Source organism: Alginatibacterium sediminis, from assembly GCF_003610775.1.
Classification (GTDB): domain Bacteria; phylum Pseudomonadota; class Gammaproteobacteria; order Enterobacterales; family Celerinatantimonadaceae; genus Alginatibacterium; species Alginatibacterium sediminis.
On the sequence record NZ_RAQO01000005.1, the window covers coordinates 269,760 to 286,077 of the forward strand.

At 44.4% G+C, this 16,318-nt stretch carries 13 protein-coding genes, 1 tRNA gene and 1 other RNA gene; 4 read left to right on the forward strand and 11 right to left on the reverse strand.

The genetic code is table 11. The features are described from left to right. Positions 1-152: 152 nt before the first annotated feature. Entirely contained in the window at positions 153-1,142 is a 990-nt protein-coding gene (gene dusA, locus DBZ36_RS09595) for a tRNA dihydrouridine(20/20a) synthase DusA (protein WP_267900176.1), read from the forward strand. 2 nt (positions 1,143-1,144) lie between these two features. On the opposite strand, the gene DBZ36_RS09600 is transcribed toward dusA, so the two are convergent. The 5 genes from DBZ36_RS09600 to pepA all read right to left on the reverse strand — a co-directional run bounded on the left by DBZ36_RS09600 (position 1,145) and on the right by pepA (position 8,432). Further along, complete coding sequence (locus tag DBZ36_RS09600) at positions 1,145-2,611, reverse strand: M48 family metalloprotease (RefSeq protein WP_158589064.1); 1,467 nt, start codon at positions 2,609-2,611, stop codon at positions 1,145-1,147. Positions 2,612-2,730: 119 nt separating this feature from the next. After that, the gene (locus DBZ36_RS09605; RefSeq protein ID WP_120354730.1) at positions 2,731-3,432 is read right to left on the reverse strand and encodes a DUF445 domain-containing protein; all 702 of its coding nucleotides are present in this window, start codon (positions 3,430-3,432) and stop codon (positions 2,731-2,733) included. A 70-nt stretch (positions 3,433-3,502) separates the two neighbouring features. Further along, positions 3,503-6,361, reverse strand: coding sequence for a valine--tRNA ligase (locus tag DBZ36_RS09610; protein WP_120354731.1), 2,859 nt, complete (start codon positions 6,359-6,361; stop codon positions 3,503-3,505). A 7-nt stretch (positions 6,362-6,368) separates the two neighbouring features. After that, positions 6,369-6,821, reverse strand: coding sequence for a DNA polymerase III subunit chi (locus DBZ36_RS09615; protein WP_120354732.1), 453 nt, complete (start codon positions 6,819-6,821; stop codon positions 6,369-6,371). A gap of 105 nt (positions 6,822-6,926) precedes the next feature. Beyond that, a complete protein-coding gene (pepA, locus tag DBZ36_RS09620; protein WP_120354733.1) occupies positions 6,927-8,432 on the reverse strand; it encodes a leucyl aminopeptidase in 1,506 nt (501 codons plus the stop codon). Between the two features lie 252 nt (positions 8,433-8,684). Here pepA and lptF point away from each other — a divergent pair, with 252 nt between their 5' ends. Continuing rightward, the gene (gene lptF, locus DBZ36_RS09625; RefSeq protein WP_120354734.1) at positions 8,685-9,785 is read left to right on the forward strand and encodes an LPS export ABC transporter permease LptF; all 1,101 of its coding nucleotides are present in this window, start codon (positions 8,685-8,687) and stop codon (positions 9,783-9,785) included. After that, positions 9,778-10,845 carry an LPS export ABC transporter permease LptG gene (lptG, locus tag DBZ36_RS09630; protein ID WP_120354735.1) on the forward strand — a complete coding sequence of 356 codons (1,068 nt, stop codon included), beginning with the start codon at positions 9,778-9,780 and terminating at the stop codon, positions 10,843-10,845. The genes lptF and lptG overlap by 8 nt, the downstream gene beginning before the upstream one ends. A gap of 59 nt (positions 10,846-10,904) precedes the next feature. Here the strand turns inward: lptG and DBZ36_RS09635 are convergent, their stop codons facing one another. Beyond that, a complete protein-coding gene (locus tag DBZ36_RS09635) occupies positions 10,905-11,381 on the reverse strand; it encodes an RDD family protein (RefSeq protein WP_120354736.1) in 477 nt (158 codons plus the stop codon). Positions 11,382-11,575: 194 nt separating this feature from the next. Here DBZ36_RS09635 and DBZ36_RS09640 point away from each other — a divergent pair. After that, a tRNA-Leu gene (locus DBZ36_RS09640) sits at positions 11,576-11,660 on the forward strand. Positions 11,661-12,145: 485 nt separating this feature from the next. On the opposite strand, the gene DBZ36_RS09645 is transcribed toward DBZ36_RS09640, so the two are convergent. The 5 genes from DBZ36_RS09645 to ssrS form a co-directional block, all read right to left on the reverse strand. Then, complete coding sequence (locus DBZ36_RS09645) at positions 12,146-13,873, reverse strand: GGDEF domain-containing protein (RefSeq protein WP_120354737.1); 1,728 nt, start codon at positions 13,871-13,873, stop codon at positions 12,146-12,148. Then, positions 13,870-14,910: an extracellular solute-binding protein gene (locus tag DBZ36_RS09650; protein ID WP_120354738.1), complete on the reverse strand. Its 1,041-nt coding sequence runs from the start codon at positions 14,908-14,910 to the stop codon at positions 13,870-13,872. Before DBZ36_RS09650 ends, DBZ36_RS09645 begins: the two co-directional genes overlap by 4 nt. A gap of 112 nt (positions 14,911-15,022) precedes the next feature. After that, positions 15,023-15,631 (reverse strand): MarC family protein, encoded by a 609-nt coding sequence (locus tag DBZ36_RS09655; RefSeq protein WP_120354739.1) that lies wholly within the window; start codon positions 15,629-15,631, stop codon positions 15,023-15,025. Positions 15,632-15,691: 60 nt separating this feature from the next. Beyond that, on the reverse strand, positions 15,692-15,982 hold the full coding sequence (locus tag DBZ36_RS09660) for a GNAT family N-acetyltransferase (RefSeq protein WP_120354740.1): 291 nt from the start codon (positions 15,980-15,982) through the stop codon (positions 15,692-15,694). Between the two features lie 141 nt (positions 15,983-16,123). After that, positions 16,124-16,304: non-coding RNA, 6S RNA (gene ssrS, locus DBZ36_RS09665), on the reverse strand. Positions 16,305-16,318: the final 14 nt, after the last annotated feature.

Sequence of the window (16,318 nt, forward strand, 5' to 3'; positions counted from 1 at the left end):
TTGAGAAAATGGTTTTAGGAAGTCTGTTGGTATTCTAATGTTCAAAATTTGAAGCCCAGCGGATCTACTTGTATAATCGCGCGTCTCAAAGCAGATAGACTTGGTTTTGCCATCTTTTTGTTTTACCTAAGTAACTAAAACAGGCAATTATCTTGAATCAGCTCGAACCTCGTCGTCCATATCACGCTAATCGATTTTCAGTCGCCCCGATGCTCGATTGGACGGACCGGCATTGTCGTTACTTTCACCGCTTGATGAGCCAGCAAACCTTGCTATACACCGAGATGGTGACGACTGGTGCTATTATGCATGGTCGTGGGGACTACCTGAGTTATTCGCAGCAAGAGCATCCGATAGCTTTGCAGTTAGGTGGCTCCAACGCGAAAGACCTAGCGCTGTGCGCTCAAAAAGCCCAAGAGTATGGCTATGACGAAGTAAACCTCAATGTGGGTTGCCCTTCAGATCGTGTTCAAAATGGGCGTTTTGGTGCCTGCTTAATGGCTGAACCACAATTAGTTGCGGATTGTGTTCGTGCAATGCGCGAGGTTGTTGATATCCCGGTTACCATTAAAACTCGGATCGGAATTGACGAGCAAGACAGCTATGACTTCTTGCGACAATTTCTAGATGGGGTTCAAGCCGCTGGAGTAGAGCACTTTACTATCCATGCGCGTAAAGCTTGGCTATCGGGCTTAAGCCCTAAACAGAATCGTGATATACCGCCCTTGGATTATGATCGGGCTTACCAAGTCAAACGCGACTACCCGCACCTCAATATATCGGTGAATGGCGGTATCCAGAGTTTGGAAGCCTGTAAGCAGCATCTGGAACATCTTGATGGCGTGATGCTGGGGCGCGAGGTATATCAAAACCCTTACATACTGTCTCAAGTTGACTCGCAAATATTTGGCTTGGAAGATTCTGGCCTAAGCCGTCATCAAGTGGTGGAGGCGATGTACCCTTATATTGAAGCGCACCTTGCCCAAGGTGGGCGTTTACAGCATATAACGCGACATATGTTGGGTTTATTTCAAGGCTGCGTAGGAGCTCGGGCATGGCGCAGACATATCAGCGAAAATGCGCATAAATCTGGGGCGGATACCTCGGTCGTAGAAATTGCTTTGTCTAAGGTATCCGAATAAATCTACTGTGCTGTGCTTATGTCTTTATATTTTTGTAAAACAATAATTTTAACAGCCTGGTCCTTTTCTAGTTTTTGTTTTAATTCAAGTTGGTTGAGCAAAGCTATAGCGTCACTAGGGATCTCGCTAGCACTGCGTCTAGCAAGCTCATCTAGAGTTTCATCTGACATAGCCGCTACTACCCTTACAACAGGGTGTTGAATTTTATCGCGTTGTTGTTCTGAAATCGGCTTAAAACTACGTGCTGATGCTTCAATTTGTTGTTGGTGGGCTTTGGGAGAAACCGCGACAATTTGATAGCTTAAATTATCAAGTTCAAGCCAAACGCGGTGAACGTACATAGGTTCTGGACCACTACTATCGATTAATCCAACCCAATAGGCCTCGCTATTCCACGCTGTTGTCTCAGGATTGACTTTGACGTCAACGTGATACTTTTCTTCAATTTGATGTTTAAACTTATCAGCGTTGTTTTTAGCCCCTTGATAGGGAGCCAAGCCAACAAATATAAATGATTGGCGATCGGTATGAACCGCTCCAACGGCTTCAGGCTTATTGACTGTATCCCAGTCTTTTGGAAATTCAATAGAGATCCCCATTTGAGGGTGCAAAAATAGCTGTTTTACGAAAACGCCGCGATTAGGATTCTCTGCGACAAACAGCCCGTCTAAGCGAGTTAAAAACTCACTATCTATTGGCGACGTACCTGAATATTTAAGCTTTTTACTGGTCTTTTTAATATTTTTTACGCGATCAGGTGTAAAGGGGTGATCATCAAAATAGCTCTTACGTTGCTCTTGTTGAGTTATATATTCGATAGAAGCGTTTAAGCGGGTTAGTATAGGTCCCATTGCTAGTGGGTTGTATCCCGCCTTTGCTGCTAGGGTAATACCTAATTCATCTGAATCAGATTCATGGCTGCGGCTATAACCAGACGCCAACAAATTGTTGCTGGTTTTCAACGGTGCATTCAGCAAGGTGCCAAGGTCTTCATCGATGACGTGTCCAACTACATCTCCGGGAACTTCTAAGAGCCGTGGTAATATACTTGAGCCTAACTGTTTAATTGAGTGACGTTCAGTGACATGAATGATTTCGTGAGCCAAAACTGTTGCCAGCTCATCCTCGTTAATCATTAGTGCTAACAAGCCTCGAGTGACATACACGTATCCACCCGGCAGGGCAAAAGCATTCGGTGCAGGATCGTCTATGACCGTAAAACGAAAGTCGAATCGTGGATTTTCTAGTTCAGCAACTAACCTAGCACCTACTTGTTGAACATAATCAATAAGCACCGCGTCTTGGTAAATCCCCATTTGTTGCTCGACCATTTTTGCATTTTGAGCGCCAAGCTTTTTATCTAATTCAGTACTAAGGGCTAAACTTGGGGGACTAAAGCTTAAAGAGAAGATTACGAGAAGGCAGCATAGGATCCAGCCATGTATTTTTACGGTAAGTTGTGCACTCATATATAAGCTTCCAGATTGTCTATCAATAAAGCTTAACATCTATTACAGGATATTCTATGAATATATAGATTGAAGGCTCATCTAAACGAGCCCTCAGAAGATTGGAAGTAAACTTATGGCTAAATAAAATGAGCGATTAAACCAAATACGCCACCAAATACGCCACCCCATACTACTAACCATCCCAAGTGCTTGCGGATCATAGTTTGTATGATTTCTTTAACTAAATTCGGCGTTAGTTCTTCAAGGCGTTGCTCGATAATGGATTGAATTTTAGTTTGAATCATCGACATGGCTTGCGGGCTTTCAGCATTACCACGTAGCTTCTCACTAAAACTATCACTTGCAACAATATCGTTGACCGCGAACTTCAACTTTTGGGTGAAGTCGTCTTGCATCGGTAGTAGTGCTTCGCGCCCACCGACCATGGCTAGCATGCCACCGAACGACGATCCCTCTACAGTTTGCAATAAAGCCTCGAAAGCTGGGCTGAAGTCTGTGTCTTCAATGATAGGCTGAAGATCAAAGTGAGCCGCACCACCACTGGCGTCACTTAGGAATCGGTCAATATTTTCTTCAGTAAAAAACTGTTCCATCATCAATTGACGGATCCCAATTTTAAAATCTTCAAAGCGTGCGGGAATAACACCAGAACCATAGAGCAACGGTACTTTCTCAAACAACATGTGCACCGCTAGCCAATTAGTGACGGCTCCTGATAAGGCGAATAGGCCAACGCTAAGCACTAAGGTGTTACCAGAAACCCAGCCGAAAACAACCAGTGTTAAAGTTATAAGATTGGTTACAAGAGTTTTGTTCATTGTTTTTTCACAACTTGAAAAGTAAATAACCCAAAGCTTTGGGTAAAGCTTTGGGTTGTTTAGGGTATAACTAAAGTGATTCGATCGTCGCGATTTGTTCGCGGATCTTGTCACCAGCAAGTAATGCTTCGTCCATTTTAGCGCGCTCTTTAGCGATGACCGCATCAGGTGCATTTGCAACAAATTTCTCGTTGGCAAGTTTACCTTCTACGCGCTTCAGGTCACCACTTACCTTTTCCAATTGCTTGTTCAATCGGGCAAGCTCAGCATCTTTATCAATTAGACCTGCCATAGGAATAAGAACTTCCATCTCGCCTAGTAATGCCGTAGCGCTTGCTGGAGCTGTTTCTCCAGACTCAAGGGTTGTTACAGTTTCAAGCTTAGCTAGGGCAGACAAGAAAGCCTGGTTTTGCTCTAGGCGGCGCAGATCCTCATTGCTGGCATTTTTGATGAGTACATTCAGCGGCTTGTTTGGGCTAATGTCCATTTCGCCGCGAATATTACGAATCGCTACAATGAATTGCTTCAACCACTCCAAATCTGACATGGCTGTTGCGTCAACTTTATCTCCGTCAAACTCAGGGAAAGCGGCCAACATAATGGTATCGCCAGCTTTACCTGCAAGCGGTGCAACCGTTGCCCAAATACTCTCAGTGATATACGGCATAATCGGATGCATCAATCTCAGCAAGCTTTCAAGAATGGTCACCAAGGTATGGCGAGTGCCACGTTGCTGGCTTTCATTACCTTTAAACAATACCGGTTTAGTTAGTTCCAAATACCAATCGCAGAACTGGTTCCAAGTAAATTCATAGATAATCTGAGCGGCGATATCAAAACGATAGGTATCTAGCGCATCGCGATAAGCTTTGATTGTTTCTTGGTATTGGCCTTGGATCCAGCGATCCGCTAATGAGTACTCGCGCTCAAGCTTGCTATCTAAACCGCAATCTTGGTCTTCGGTATTCATTAATACGTAGCGACTAGCGTTCCATATTTTATTACAGAAATTTCGATAGCCATCGAGGCGCTTCATATCCCAATTGATGTCGCGACCGGTTGACGCCATTGCCGCTAGGGTAAAGCGTAGTGCGTCAGTACCATGGGCTTCAATGCCATCTTCAAAGGCTTTACGGGTATTTTTCTCAATCTTTTTGGCTAGTTGCGGTTGCATCATGTTGCCAACGCGTTTTTCAACAAGCTCTTCAAGACCAATGCCGTCTATCATATCGAGAGGATCAAGCACATTACCTTTCGATTTTGACATTTTGTCGCCATTCTCATCGCGAACCAGGCCTGTCATGTAAACGGTTTTAAATGGAACTTGTGGTTTGCCGTTTTCATCTTTAATGAAATACATGGTCATCATGATCATGCGAGCAACCCAGAAGAAAATGATGTCAAAACCAGTCACTAGTACATCGCTAGGGTGGAAGGTTTTTAGGTTATCTGTTTGCTCAGGCCAACCTTGGGTTGCAAAGGTCCACAAGCCCGATGAGAACCAGGTATCGAGTACATCGTTGTCTTGGCGCAGGACCACGACACTGGCTAAGCCATGCTTAGCACGAACTTCGTCTTCATCGCGGCCAACATATACATTACCAGCTTCGTCATACCATGCTGGAATACGGTGTCCCCACCAAAGTTGACGCGAGATGCACCAGTCCTGAATGTCGCGCATCCACGAGTAATACAGATTCTCATACTGCTTGGGTACAAACTGGATCTCGCCATCTTCAACGGCTTTGGTTGCAGTTTCTGCAAGTGGCGCAGCACGCACATACCATTGGTCGGTTAGCATCGGTTCAATAACCACGCCGCCACGGTCGCCGTAAGGCAGGGTATTGTTATGCTCTGCAACTTCTTGTAGTAGTTCGAGTTGTTCAAACTCAGCCACAATAGCTTTGCGCGCTTTGAAGCGCTCTAAACCTTGAAATTGCTCTGGTATAACGTTGCTATAATCGTCGCTAGGTTCGCCATTGGTATTAAATACTTCGGCTGTGGCACGAATGTTTGCATCTAAGGTGAGCACGTTAATCATTGGCAATTGATGACGTTTTCCGACTTCGTAGTCGTTGAAATCGTGGGCTGGTGTGATTTTTACGCAACCAGTGCCCTTTTCCATATCAGCGTGTTCATCGGCAACGATAGGGATGCGGCGACCAACAAGCGGTAGTTCGATAAACTTACCAATAAGGCTTTGATAGCGCGGGTCTTCTGGATTTACGGCCACACCAGTATCGCCAAGAACGGTCTCGGGTCGAGTAGTGGCAACAACTAAGTAGTTTTTGCCTTCTGCTGTAGTGGCGCCATCGGCTAAGGGATAGCGCAGATGCCACATAAAGCCTTTTTTGTCTTTGTTTTCTACTTCTAAATCTGAAATCGCAGTATGTAGTTTAGGATCCCAATTGACCAAGCGTTTGCCACGGTAAATGAGGTCATCTTCAAACATGCGCACAAAGGCTTCTTGAACCGCTTTGCAGTTGCCGTCATCCATGGTAAAACGTTCGCGTTCCCAATCAACTGAATCACCGAGGCGACGCATTTGTTTGGTGATCGTTCCACCACTTTGTTCTTTCCATTCCCAAATTTTATCGATAAAAGCATCGCGGCCGTAATCGTCTTTGGTTTTGTTTTCTTCAGCCGCAATTTTGCGCTCAACTACCATTTGAGTAGCGATGCCAGCGTGGTCGGTACCGACTTGCCACAAGGTGTTTTTGCCTTGCATACGCTGATAGCGAATCAGAGTATCCATAATTGTATGTTGGAAAGCATGTCCCATGTGTAAGCTGCCAGTCACATTTGGCAGCGGGATCATTATGCTGTAAGCGTCACTGCTTTGATCGCCGTTGGGCTTGAAATAACCTTGCTCTTCCCAAGTTTGATAAAGGGATTGTTCAATCGTTTTTGGATCGTATGTTTTTTCCATCGGACACTTAGCTCAAATCTTCAAATTCATCATTATAGGTGAGGGTTTCTAATTGGATCCCCATTTGCCTATACAGTCGGTAGCGGTCTCGTGCTTGTTTTTTTCCGGCTTCATCACCGGGCACAAAATCGATAATTTGTTGGTAGTACGTTGCAGTATTTGGTGCAGAACTCGCTAAATTTATGAGAGTCTGACGTCGCGCATTGACCGGTTGCCAAGCTATTTCTACTGGGCTCGCTTGCTGTGGGTTTTCACCACTCAAACTATGCGGTACAAATTGTGCGGTATCAAAACGCCAAAGAATTTCATCGATGCGTTCGGCATGCTGTTGTGAGTTTGCCAGCACAAATACTTTCTCCCCATTTCGATAATGGCGAGAGATAATTTGGCATGCGGCTTCATCAAGCTCACTACTGTCAGCACTTACTGAGCCGGACATAATATAAAATTTTGCGTTCATTGCGTAGTTTTGTTTACTCGTTACAAGCTCAATTACTTAAATAGGCTAAAATAATGCAAAAAAGGACCCGAAGGTCCTTAGATCAGATTGCGTAGTATAACCTGCTTAATCTTCGAATTCTTGTCCAGATTTATGTAATAAGAATTGAGTAAGCAAAGGTACCGGTCGTCCTGTTGCACCTTTAGCTGCACCAGTTTTCCATGCGGTACCGGCAATGTCGAGATGAGCCCAGGTATATTTCTTAGCAAAGCGAGATAGGAAACAGCCGGCAGTAATTGATCCTGCTGGACGCCCACCAATATTAGCCATGTCTGCAAAGTTACTATTGAGTTGCTCTTGGTACTCTTCGCCTAGTGGTAAACGCCAGGTTTTGTCGCCACTTTGTTCGGCACTGTTTAGCAGGTCGTGCGCCAGCGAGTTATGCGGCGTCATAAGCCCTGATGTGTGATGGCCTAGCGCCATAACGCAAGCACCGGTTAGGGTTGCAACATCAATCACAAGTTCTGGCTCTAATCGCTCAACGTAGGTTAATACATCACAAAGCACCATACGGCCTTCTGCATCGGTATTAAGTACTTCAACCGTAAGACCTGACATCGTGGTAATAACGTCACCTGGACGATATGCATTACCGTTAGGCATGTTTTCACAACCAGCAAGAATACCGGTTACTTTAATCGGCAATTGCAATTCTGCGAGTGCTTTCATGGTACCAAAAACACTAGCAGCGCCACCCATGTCGTATTTCATCTCATCCATGCCTGCGCCTGGTTTAAGAGAAATACCACCGGAATCAAAAGTAAGACCTTTACCAATGAGAACAATTGGTTTCTGATCATCACTACCTGGGCCTGTGTATTCGATAACACTCATAACTGACTCATTATCACTACCACGGCCTACGGCCAAGTAGCTAGTCATGCCAATTTCAGCGAGTTGCTCTTCACCAAAGCGCTCGAATTTCACATTATCAAAAGACTCTAGTTCTTTTGATTGGGTAGCTAAGTACTCGGGATTACAGATGTTTGGCGGCATATTGGCCAAATCTTTTGCGTCTTTAACACCGTGTGCAATCGCGAGACCATGGGCAATTGCTTTCTCGCCAATCGCGAGTTCACGTCGAGTTGGGACATTGAAAACTAATTTGCGTAAGGGGCGGCGGGTTTCTTCGCGATTAGATTTTAGCTGGTCAAAACTGTACAAGGTTTCTTGGGTGGTTTCGACCGCTTGACGAACTTTCCAATAGGTATTTCGCGACTTAACGTGCAGCTCAGGCATAAAGCAAACTGCTTCCATTGAGCCGGTTTCGTTTAAGGTATCAATGGTTTTGGTGATGATCTGGCGGTATTGACGCTCGTTTAATTCACGCTCTTTACCACAACCTACCAACAATACGCGCTCGCTCAGTACATTGGGTACATGATGAAGTAGCAAAACTTGTCCAGCTTTACCTTCGAGATCTCCACGACGTAGTAAGGCGCTAATGTAGCCATCACTTATTTTATCGAGTTGCTCGGCAACTGGGGATAATCTGCGAGGTTCGTAAACGCCGACGACAATACAAGCGCTGCGTTGTTTTTCCGGACTTCCGCTTTTTACGCTAAACTCCATGAATGCTCCTAATAACTAATTCCGTTCACTTTTTTCATCTACTGACGCTGGGACTGGCAAAGATAAGCGTTTAATAATCGCCACCGCTTGATATAAGATAGGCGTCCCGAGGGTATAATTCGTCATAGACGGTGCTAATCGTTAAATATGGGGGATTTTCCCCAATATTGCTATACGAAAAGTGTCAAAAACGGGAGTTTATTCATTATTTTTGTGGTTGCGAGCAAAGTTTCTATGATTAAGGTGTACTGAGTGCTGATTTTCCGCTACTTGTTCCGAGAGACATTTAAAACTCAACTGGCCGTTACAGCGGTACTTTTGCTGATCTTTATGTCACAAAAATTCGTGCAGATTATCAGTCAGGCTGCTGAGGGCAATATTCCCGGTGCTATCGTTGCCAAGTTGGTGATATACAACATTCCTACCTATATGGTTCTGATTGTTCCTATCAGTCTATTTATCGGGGTTTTGTTTACCCATGGGCGCTTGTACGCCGAAAGTGAAATGACTGTGATGCATGCCTGCGGATATAGCAACGCCCAGGTGCTGCGCGACACCATGGTACTTGGAATCCTAACCACGGTTCTAGCCTTCGCCAATTCACTATATATTTCGCCATATTTTCATCAGCTTGAGCATAAAATGGTTGATGAAGCAAACGCCGAAACCGGCGTTGCGTCCATTTTACCAGGACGATTCGAAAACTTGGGTAATGGCGTTGTTGCATTTATTCAAGAGATCGAGCACAAGGGTGAAAAGCTAAACAAAGTGTTTATATCTCATGCCGGACAAGGCGAGACTCGGCCCTCTATTGTCATTGCGGACCGCGGCGGTCTTAAATCGGAGTTAGATGGTTCTGCTTGGTTGCATCTTGAAGACGGCACCCGATACGAAGGCACCAAGCAAGGCTTAGATCAAACCATCACTACCTTTGCTAAGTATTCTATTGAAGTGAAAGAGCGCGCAACCCAAAACCGCAATTTAGGCTTCTATGCAATGTCTACAAATGAGCTATGGGCAAGCGACGATATTCGAGCCATATCGGAACTGCAATGGCGAATATCTTTGCCCTTGTCTATTCCAATTTTGACACTATTAGTTGTTCCTTTGTCAGTTGTTAATCATCGTCAAGGCCGCTATGCCAAGTTAGTCCCAGCCATTTTATTGTATTTAAGCTATTACTTGTTGATGAGCGCAGCAAAAAGCGCCTTGCAAGATGGCGCTATTCCACCGTCGGTTGGCATCTGGTCAGTGCATGTTTTGATGCTCACCATAGCGCTTAGCTATTTGTTCCTTCGTAGTGAGAAATACTTAGTCATTCGCGCGCGCTGGGTAGGAAGAAAAAATGTTTAAGATTATCGATTGGTATGTTGGCCGGACTATCTTCCTCACGACAATGTTGGTGCTCATTACTCTACAAAGCTTAGCGCTAATTATTAAATTTGTAGAGCAATTACGGGCTGTAGGTCGCGGTAACTATGAGATTTTGGACGCGCTGTGGTATTCACTATTAAGTGTACCTAAAGAGCTTGAATTGTTTTTCCCAATGGCAGCTTTACTAGGCTCGCTCATTGGCTTGGGTTCATTAGCGAGTAGTTCTGAGTTAATTGTGATGCAAGCTGCTGGGCTTTCAAGATGGAATATTTCTTGGGCTGTGCTTAAGACCGCTGTTCCGATGATCATTGCTACCATGTTGCTGGGTGAATTTATTGCACCGACCACCGAAATCATGGCTGACGAAATGCGCAGTAGCAAAATATCTGGTGGTTCAATTATGACTGTTGAACGTGGTTTATGGGCCAAAGATGGCGATGGTTTTGTCAATATTGGAGAAGCGCGAGACGGTGACAAATTGTTTAATGTGACCATTTTCCGTTTTAAAGAACAACAACATCTTTATCAGCAAATAGAGGCCAAAACCGCTGTCTATCAGGAAAACAATTGGTTGCTAAAAGACTCTCGAATCACCGAATATAGCGATGACAAAATAGAACGTCGGCATCTTAGCCAAATGACTTGGGAAAGCAGTCTTAATCCAGAAAAACTCAGTGTAGTGTCGATTAAACCACTAAATTTATCGCTCAGTGGTCTTTATGCCTATATCCAATACTTGCATGAGAATCAACAAGACGCTTCGCAATACGAGCTATCGTTAGCGCGCAAACTGATGTCGCCAGTTATCACGGCCGTTATGATGTTGCTTGCCTTGTCCTTTGTATTTGGCCCTCTGCGCAGTGTGAGCATGGGCGTTCGCTTAATGATGGGCGTAGTTGCAGGTTTTAGTTACTATATTTTGGACCAAGTCTTAGGTGCGCTGAGCTTAGTTTATGGCTTACCACCGTTAGCCTCCGCATCGGTCCCTAGTTTGTTATTTTTAAGCCTTGCGATCGTGCTACTACGACGAAGAACCTAAGTAGTGAACAAAAAACGAGCCTGGAGGCTCGTTTTTTTGTGCGAGCCAAAATGCGTGAGTTATTTAGCTACTTTAGGTAGTACCACCATTTCTGTTTTTGCCCATAAATCTTGAAAGGCTGTATTGTTTTTGGTGACTAACACCATTAAATTTCCTAGGCCAAACGCCGCGGTAAAAACGCGAATTAAGGCTTGGGTGAAACTGATGTTGCTGCCATCAGGTCGTTGTACTCGCAGACGCCATGCGCGCATGCCAATCGTTTGCCCAGCGCGGCTCCAAAACACAGCGTAAAAACAAGTAATAGAGCCCCAAATAAGCACCTGGAACCACCATTGCTGTACCAAGTACTGCGAATGCTGCACACCTTCGTCGAGCACTAGTAGACCGCTTGCTTGACCGCCCGCAACAATGCCAAGTGATAACATGATCACCACCATAGCGATTGCGATGGCCATAAAGGCATCGTATATCCATGCACCTAAGCGGCGGAAGAAACCTGAACTTGGAAGTTTTTGCTCGTTTTTTGTCTGTGACATACTGCTGTGGTCCAAATTAGAATTGAGGAATTGCCGGCGAAGTTTAACAATCCAAGCTCACTTCGACAAATGCTGGATTTGAGCACATTGTGTCGAAAGTTTCGCCGAACGCACTTTTTTTGCCAAAAAGGGCTTGTCAAAGACCGCTTGAGCCTTATAATGCCAATCACTCGCTAAGGCGAGCCATTTGAGAAGCCAGTGTGATGGAATTGGTAGACATGACGGATTCAAAATCCGTTGCCTTCGGGCGTGGCGGTTCAAGTCCGCCCACTGGTACCACTCAAATAAATTAACCAGCCACTAGGCTGGTTTTTTTATGCTTAGAATTTGAGAAACATCGTGGAAACAGAGTTAATCACTGCGCTGCAGTGAGCGTGGCGGCCGATACGTCGGACCGTCAATTCCGCCCACAGGTCTCACTTAAATAAATTAACCAGCCATTAGGCTGGTTTTTTTATGCCTAGAATTTGAGAAACAACATGGAACCAGAGATATCACTGCGCTGCAGTGAGCGCGGCGGCCGATACGTCGGACCGTCAAGTCCGCCGACTGGTACCACTCAAATAAACTAACCAGCCACTAGGCTGGTTAGTTTATGCCTAGAATTTGAGAAAGACCGGGGAAGTAGAGTTAATCACTGCACTGCAGTGAGCGTGGCGGCCGATACGTCGGACCGTCAATTCCGCCCACAGGTCTCACTTTATTAAATCAACCAGAGCCTCGTTGCTTAGTTTGTACCAATCAATGTTGTTGTCGGTAAAGGCCTACTCGTTTGGACTGTCACTAAAAAACTGATAGCGGTTGCGGCCAGCTTGTTTTGCCTTGTACATTGCTTGGTCGGCTTGCTTGATTAAGTCGTTAGCTGACTCGGAATCTCCGGGATACAGACTTATTCCAACACTGGCGTAGATGGGTAGTTGGTGCTCTACGATGGTATGTTTTTGAGCCAAGCGTTCTAATAGATGGGCAATAACTGATGCTACTGCCTCTTGATCGGAAATGCCGTTAAGGATTAATAAAAATTCATCACCGGCAAATCGTGCAACTGTGTCAACTTCACGTAAGCTTGCGCGTAGCTCATCGGCTACTGTTTTAAGCAAGTCGTCTCCGCTGTCATGTCCATATAGGTCGTTGATGGGCTTAAAGTCATCTAAATCGATGAACGCCACCGCTAGCTGACTACGAAGCCTTTTGGAATTTGCGATATCGTGATTAAGAATAGACAGAAAATAGCTACGATTGGGTAGGCCTGTTAAGGGATCGTGTCTTGAAAGGTGTTCAAAGCTTTGGCGTTGAGTTTCAAGCTCAAGCATTTGATTATCTATTTGCTGAGCCATTTTTTTAAAACTTCGTGACAAAGCACCAATTTCGTCGGTGCGATTTATCGACAATTGTTTAAAGTCATGCGTATGTCCAGCTTTTAGAGAACGCATTGCGCTAAGCAATAGGATTAAGGGCCTAGAAACAAAGCGGCCTAGCAACATCGCAACAGCGATGCCTATAAAAGTCACAAAAGCGAGATTGACTAAAAGTTCGTTAATCAAATGGCTTGTCATGGTTCGTAGCGAGCGTAATTCACCGACCAAGCCTAGATATAGAACATTTCGTTCTCCAGCCGAATTATAGTCAATGGGCATGAAGGCGCCTGCCGTTAAATCAATAAGGTCAAAGCGATGATTACTGGTGAAACTGATCTCACGAGGTTGTTGTATCAGACCTGAAAGAGCTTCAAAGTCGCGTTGTAGTTGATAACGATCACCTAACAAAAAGCCAAATTGCTTGTTGGGCTCCGGATGGATCAGATAATCACCAGTCGCGTTGGCAAGATAGAGTTCGGTTCCAGAGGGTAAGTCTTGCTTCAGACTGTTAAAGGTAACGCCTAAGTCGACGTCAATGGCGACAATACCTACTAATTCATCACCATTATAGATAGGGCTTGAAGTTCTAAAACTTGGAAAGCTATACCAAGAATCACTGCTGACAATACGAATCTTCCCCATGGTTATTGGGCTTCTATAAGCTTCACCTGGCTTGAGCCTTAAAGTTTTAAATACATAAGGGAAGTGGGAGAGTTCTTTGAGCTCAATTAAAGGAATACGGCGCAGGGAATCCTCTTGACGAACAAAACTCACTAACTCTCGATTATAGTTACGGGAATCAATAAAGGTAATGCTCATGAAGTTCGCATTAAAGGTAAGCATTTGTTCAAACATTTCGCTTATTGAGTCATAACGCTCTTTGCGATCCCCAGGGTTATGATATTCGCGCATATGACGGTTTGCAGCTAAAAATAGGGCCAGGTCTTCGGAACGTGTAATTGCGTTTTCAATTCGTGTTGCTAACACTCGGTTGGTGTCTTGAAGTTGTTGCTGGGCATCTTCCAATATAAGGTCTCGGCTCGCTGAAAATGCCTGATAAGCCGTTATCACAGAAACAGCAATCGCAATCATTGCAAAAACTAACGTTAGCTTTATTGATAGTTTAAACCTCATGGATTAAAACTAACCTCACTCACACCCTGTTGAATTTGTTGCCACAATTCGGAGCGAAGTTGAGGGTTTTCGACCGGTTGAAGCCAATGAATATTGTCATTTTTGAAATACTGCTTATTTGGATTGATAGTATTAGCTAAGCCCTGTTCGCGGGTCAGTTGTTCAGATACCTCAGTACTTAACATAAAATTGATCCATTGATGGGCAAGCAGTCGACTTGGGCTACTTTGGCTAATCGCCCAGGTATCTAGCCAAGCTAAAGCACCTTCTTTGGGGATGGTATACGCCATTTCTAATTGATGCTTGTGTAGATCATTTAGCTGCTGGGAACCGTAATTTGCAAAGGCCAATACAATCTTCTCGTTTATCAGGTAATCAAGGCTTTGAGCAGGAGACGAATAAAAAGTACGTACATTGCGGCGAAGTTCAATTAATCGCTTTGAACTTGAAATGAGCTGTTCGTTGCTTTGATTGAAAGGGTCTCTAATTCCGATACTTAAACCAGCTAAGGTGAAGTTATGGACGCTACCTTCGTAAGCCAGAACGCGGCCTCGATAGTTGGGATCCCACAAGATATTCCAAGAATCTGGCGGCTTCGAAAACTCATCAGTGTTATAGATTAACCCCATTTCTGAGTAAGTATAGGGCACCGCATATAATTGAGAATTACGGCTTAGACCTTGAATGCTATGTAGTTCATCAAAAGGGGCTTGTTGATTTTTGTGATTTGGGATCAGTACTGTGTCTATCGTTTGTACTTTGTTGTTATCGATATAACGTTGCAATTCAGCGGTATTTAAAGAAAAGACATCGTAGGCTTTACCTTTGGGCGCGTTGATTTGCGTCCACATTTGATCATCTGTTTGGATGACACTTAGCTCAACATTAACTTGGTAGCGTTTTTCGAATTCTAGAATAGCAGAATCGCTGACGTATCCAGGCCAGGCCATTACTCTAAAATCGGTAGCAAGGCAAACCTGGGGGAGGGTAACTAAACCCGATACCATTGCTGTTAATGTTAAGGTATTTGTCTTCATTCCATTGATAACCTAGTGGTAAATTTTACTCACTCTTCACATACTACTTACCTAAGCGAGAAAACCAAGGTATTCGATCAGAAAATCCATGGATAACACGCTTTTATAGGCCTTAAACTGCAGCCAGAATAATGCTGCGCACCCCGTTTATAAACATTTGAACTGCCATTATTAGCAATAACATACCCATAAGCCGCTCTAAGGCTTGCAAACCTTTGTCTTTTAGAATGCGATACAGTAGTGGGGAGCACAGTAGCACAGCTAAGGTAATGCCCCACGCCAATAGCACCGCTAGGCTTAACTCTTGAGTACTATGCTGCGAACTTTGAGTCATGACTAACAAGGTTGCTAGGGTGGAGGGGCCTGCAATCATAGGGATTGCAATGGGAACTACAAAGGGCTCGCCGCCACTGCCGCCATAGATGCTATGGCCATCTGCTGGTGGAAAAGTCAGCTTGATCCCAATCACAAATAAAATGATGCCACCGGCGATGGTGACGGCTTCGGTTTCGAGGTTAAAAATATCTAAGAATTTACCCCCAAAAAACAAAAAGCTCATTAAGATGATGAGACCAAACATCATTTCGCGAAGAATGATTTTATGACGCTTAGACTTTTCTACATCTTTAAGTACAGAAAGCAAAATAGGAACATTGCCAAAGGGATCGATGATAAAAAGCAGGATCAAAGCGGTCGAGATAATAGATGCGTGCAGTTCCAAAAGGTGTTCTCTCTAAATTAGGAGGGTAAAATTTTAAGTTGAACGATTGGGTTCGAACCCTTAAGAAGCTTGGGCCAGTAGGTGTTGCCATTGCGGGTGGCGTTCGAATTGCTTGGCAACATAGGAACAAAGCGGGATTATTTTCACACCTTCTTGTTCCGATTTCTCTATAAGCGCATTGACTAAAAGCGCTGCCACTCCTTGCCCGCGAAACTGTTCAGGTACAAAGGTATGATCGACCAACCAAAGTGTTGGTGATTTCTTTTGAAAGCTAAGTTTGGCAGTGTCATCTGCCCAAGGAGCGACAAAAAATGCGCCAGCTATGTCATCTTGCTTGAATTCAATATTCATGTTGGGTTCCAAAAAAAGCTCAGGGCGTACGTATATTCAAGATACGTTGCTGCTCATCAATAATCAAACACTGTAAATCGCATTGGTTTGAGAAGCTTACAAAAGATGGGGGGACTATATCCGTGATGGATATATTTAAGAAAAGAGCCCAGGGTGCCGCTGCTGAATTTGGCCTGAAACCAGTAGGTTCAGGACGGGTAAACAATCGCTACCGTAGGCTTCTCAAATAATATGAGCATGCTCAATAGTAGCGCAGGGCTTACCCTTGGATATAGATTATCGGCTCAGGGTCGTGTTCAACTGGCAAACACCCCAGGGACCCTTATTGTAGTCAAA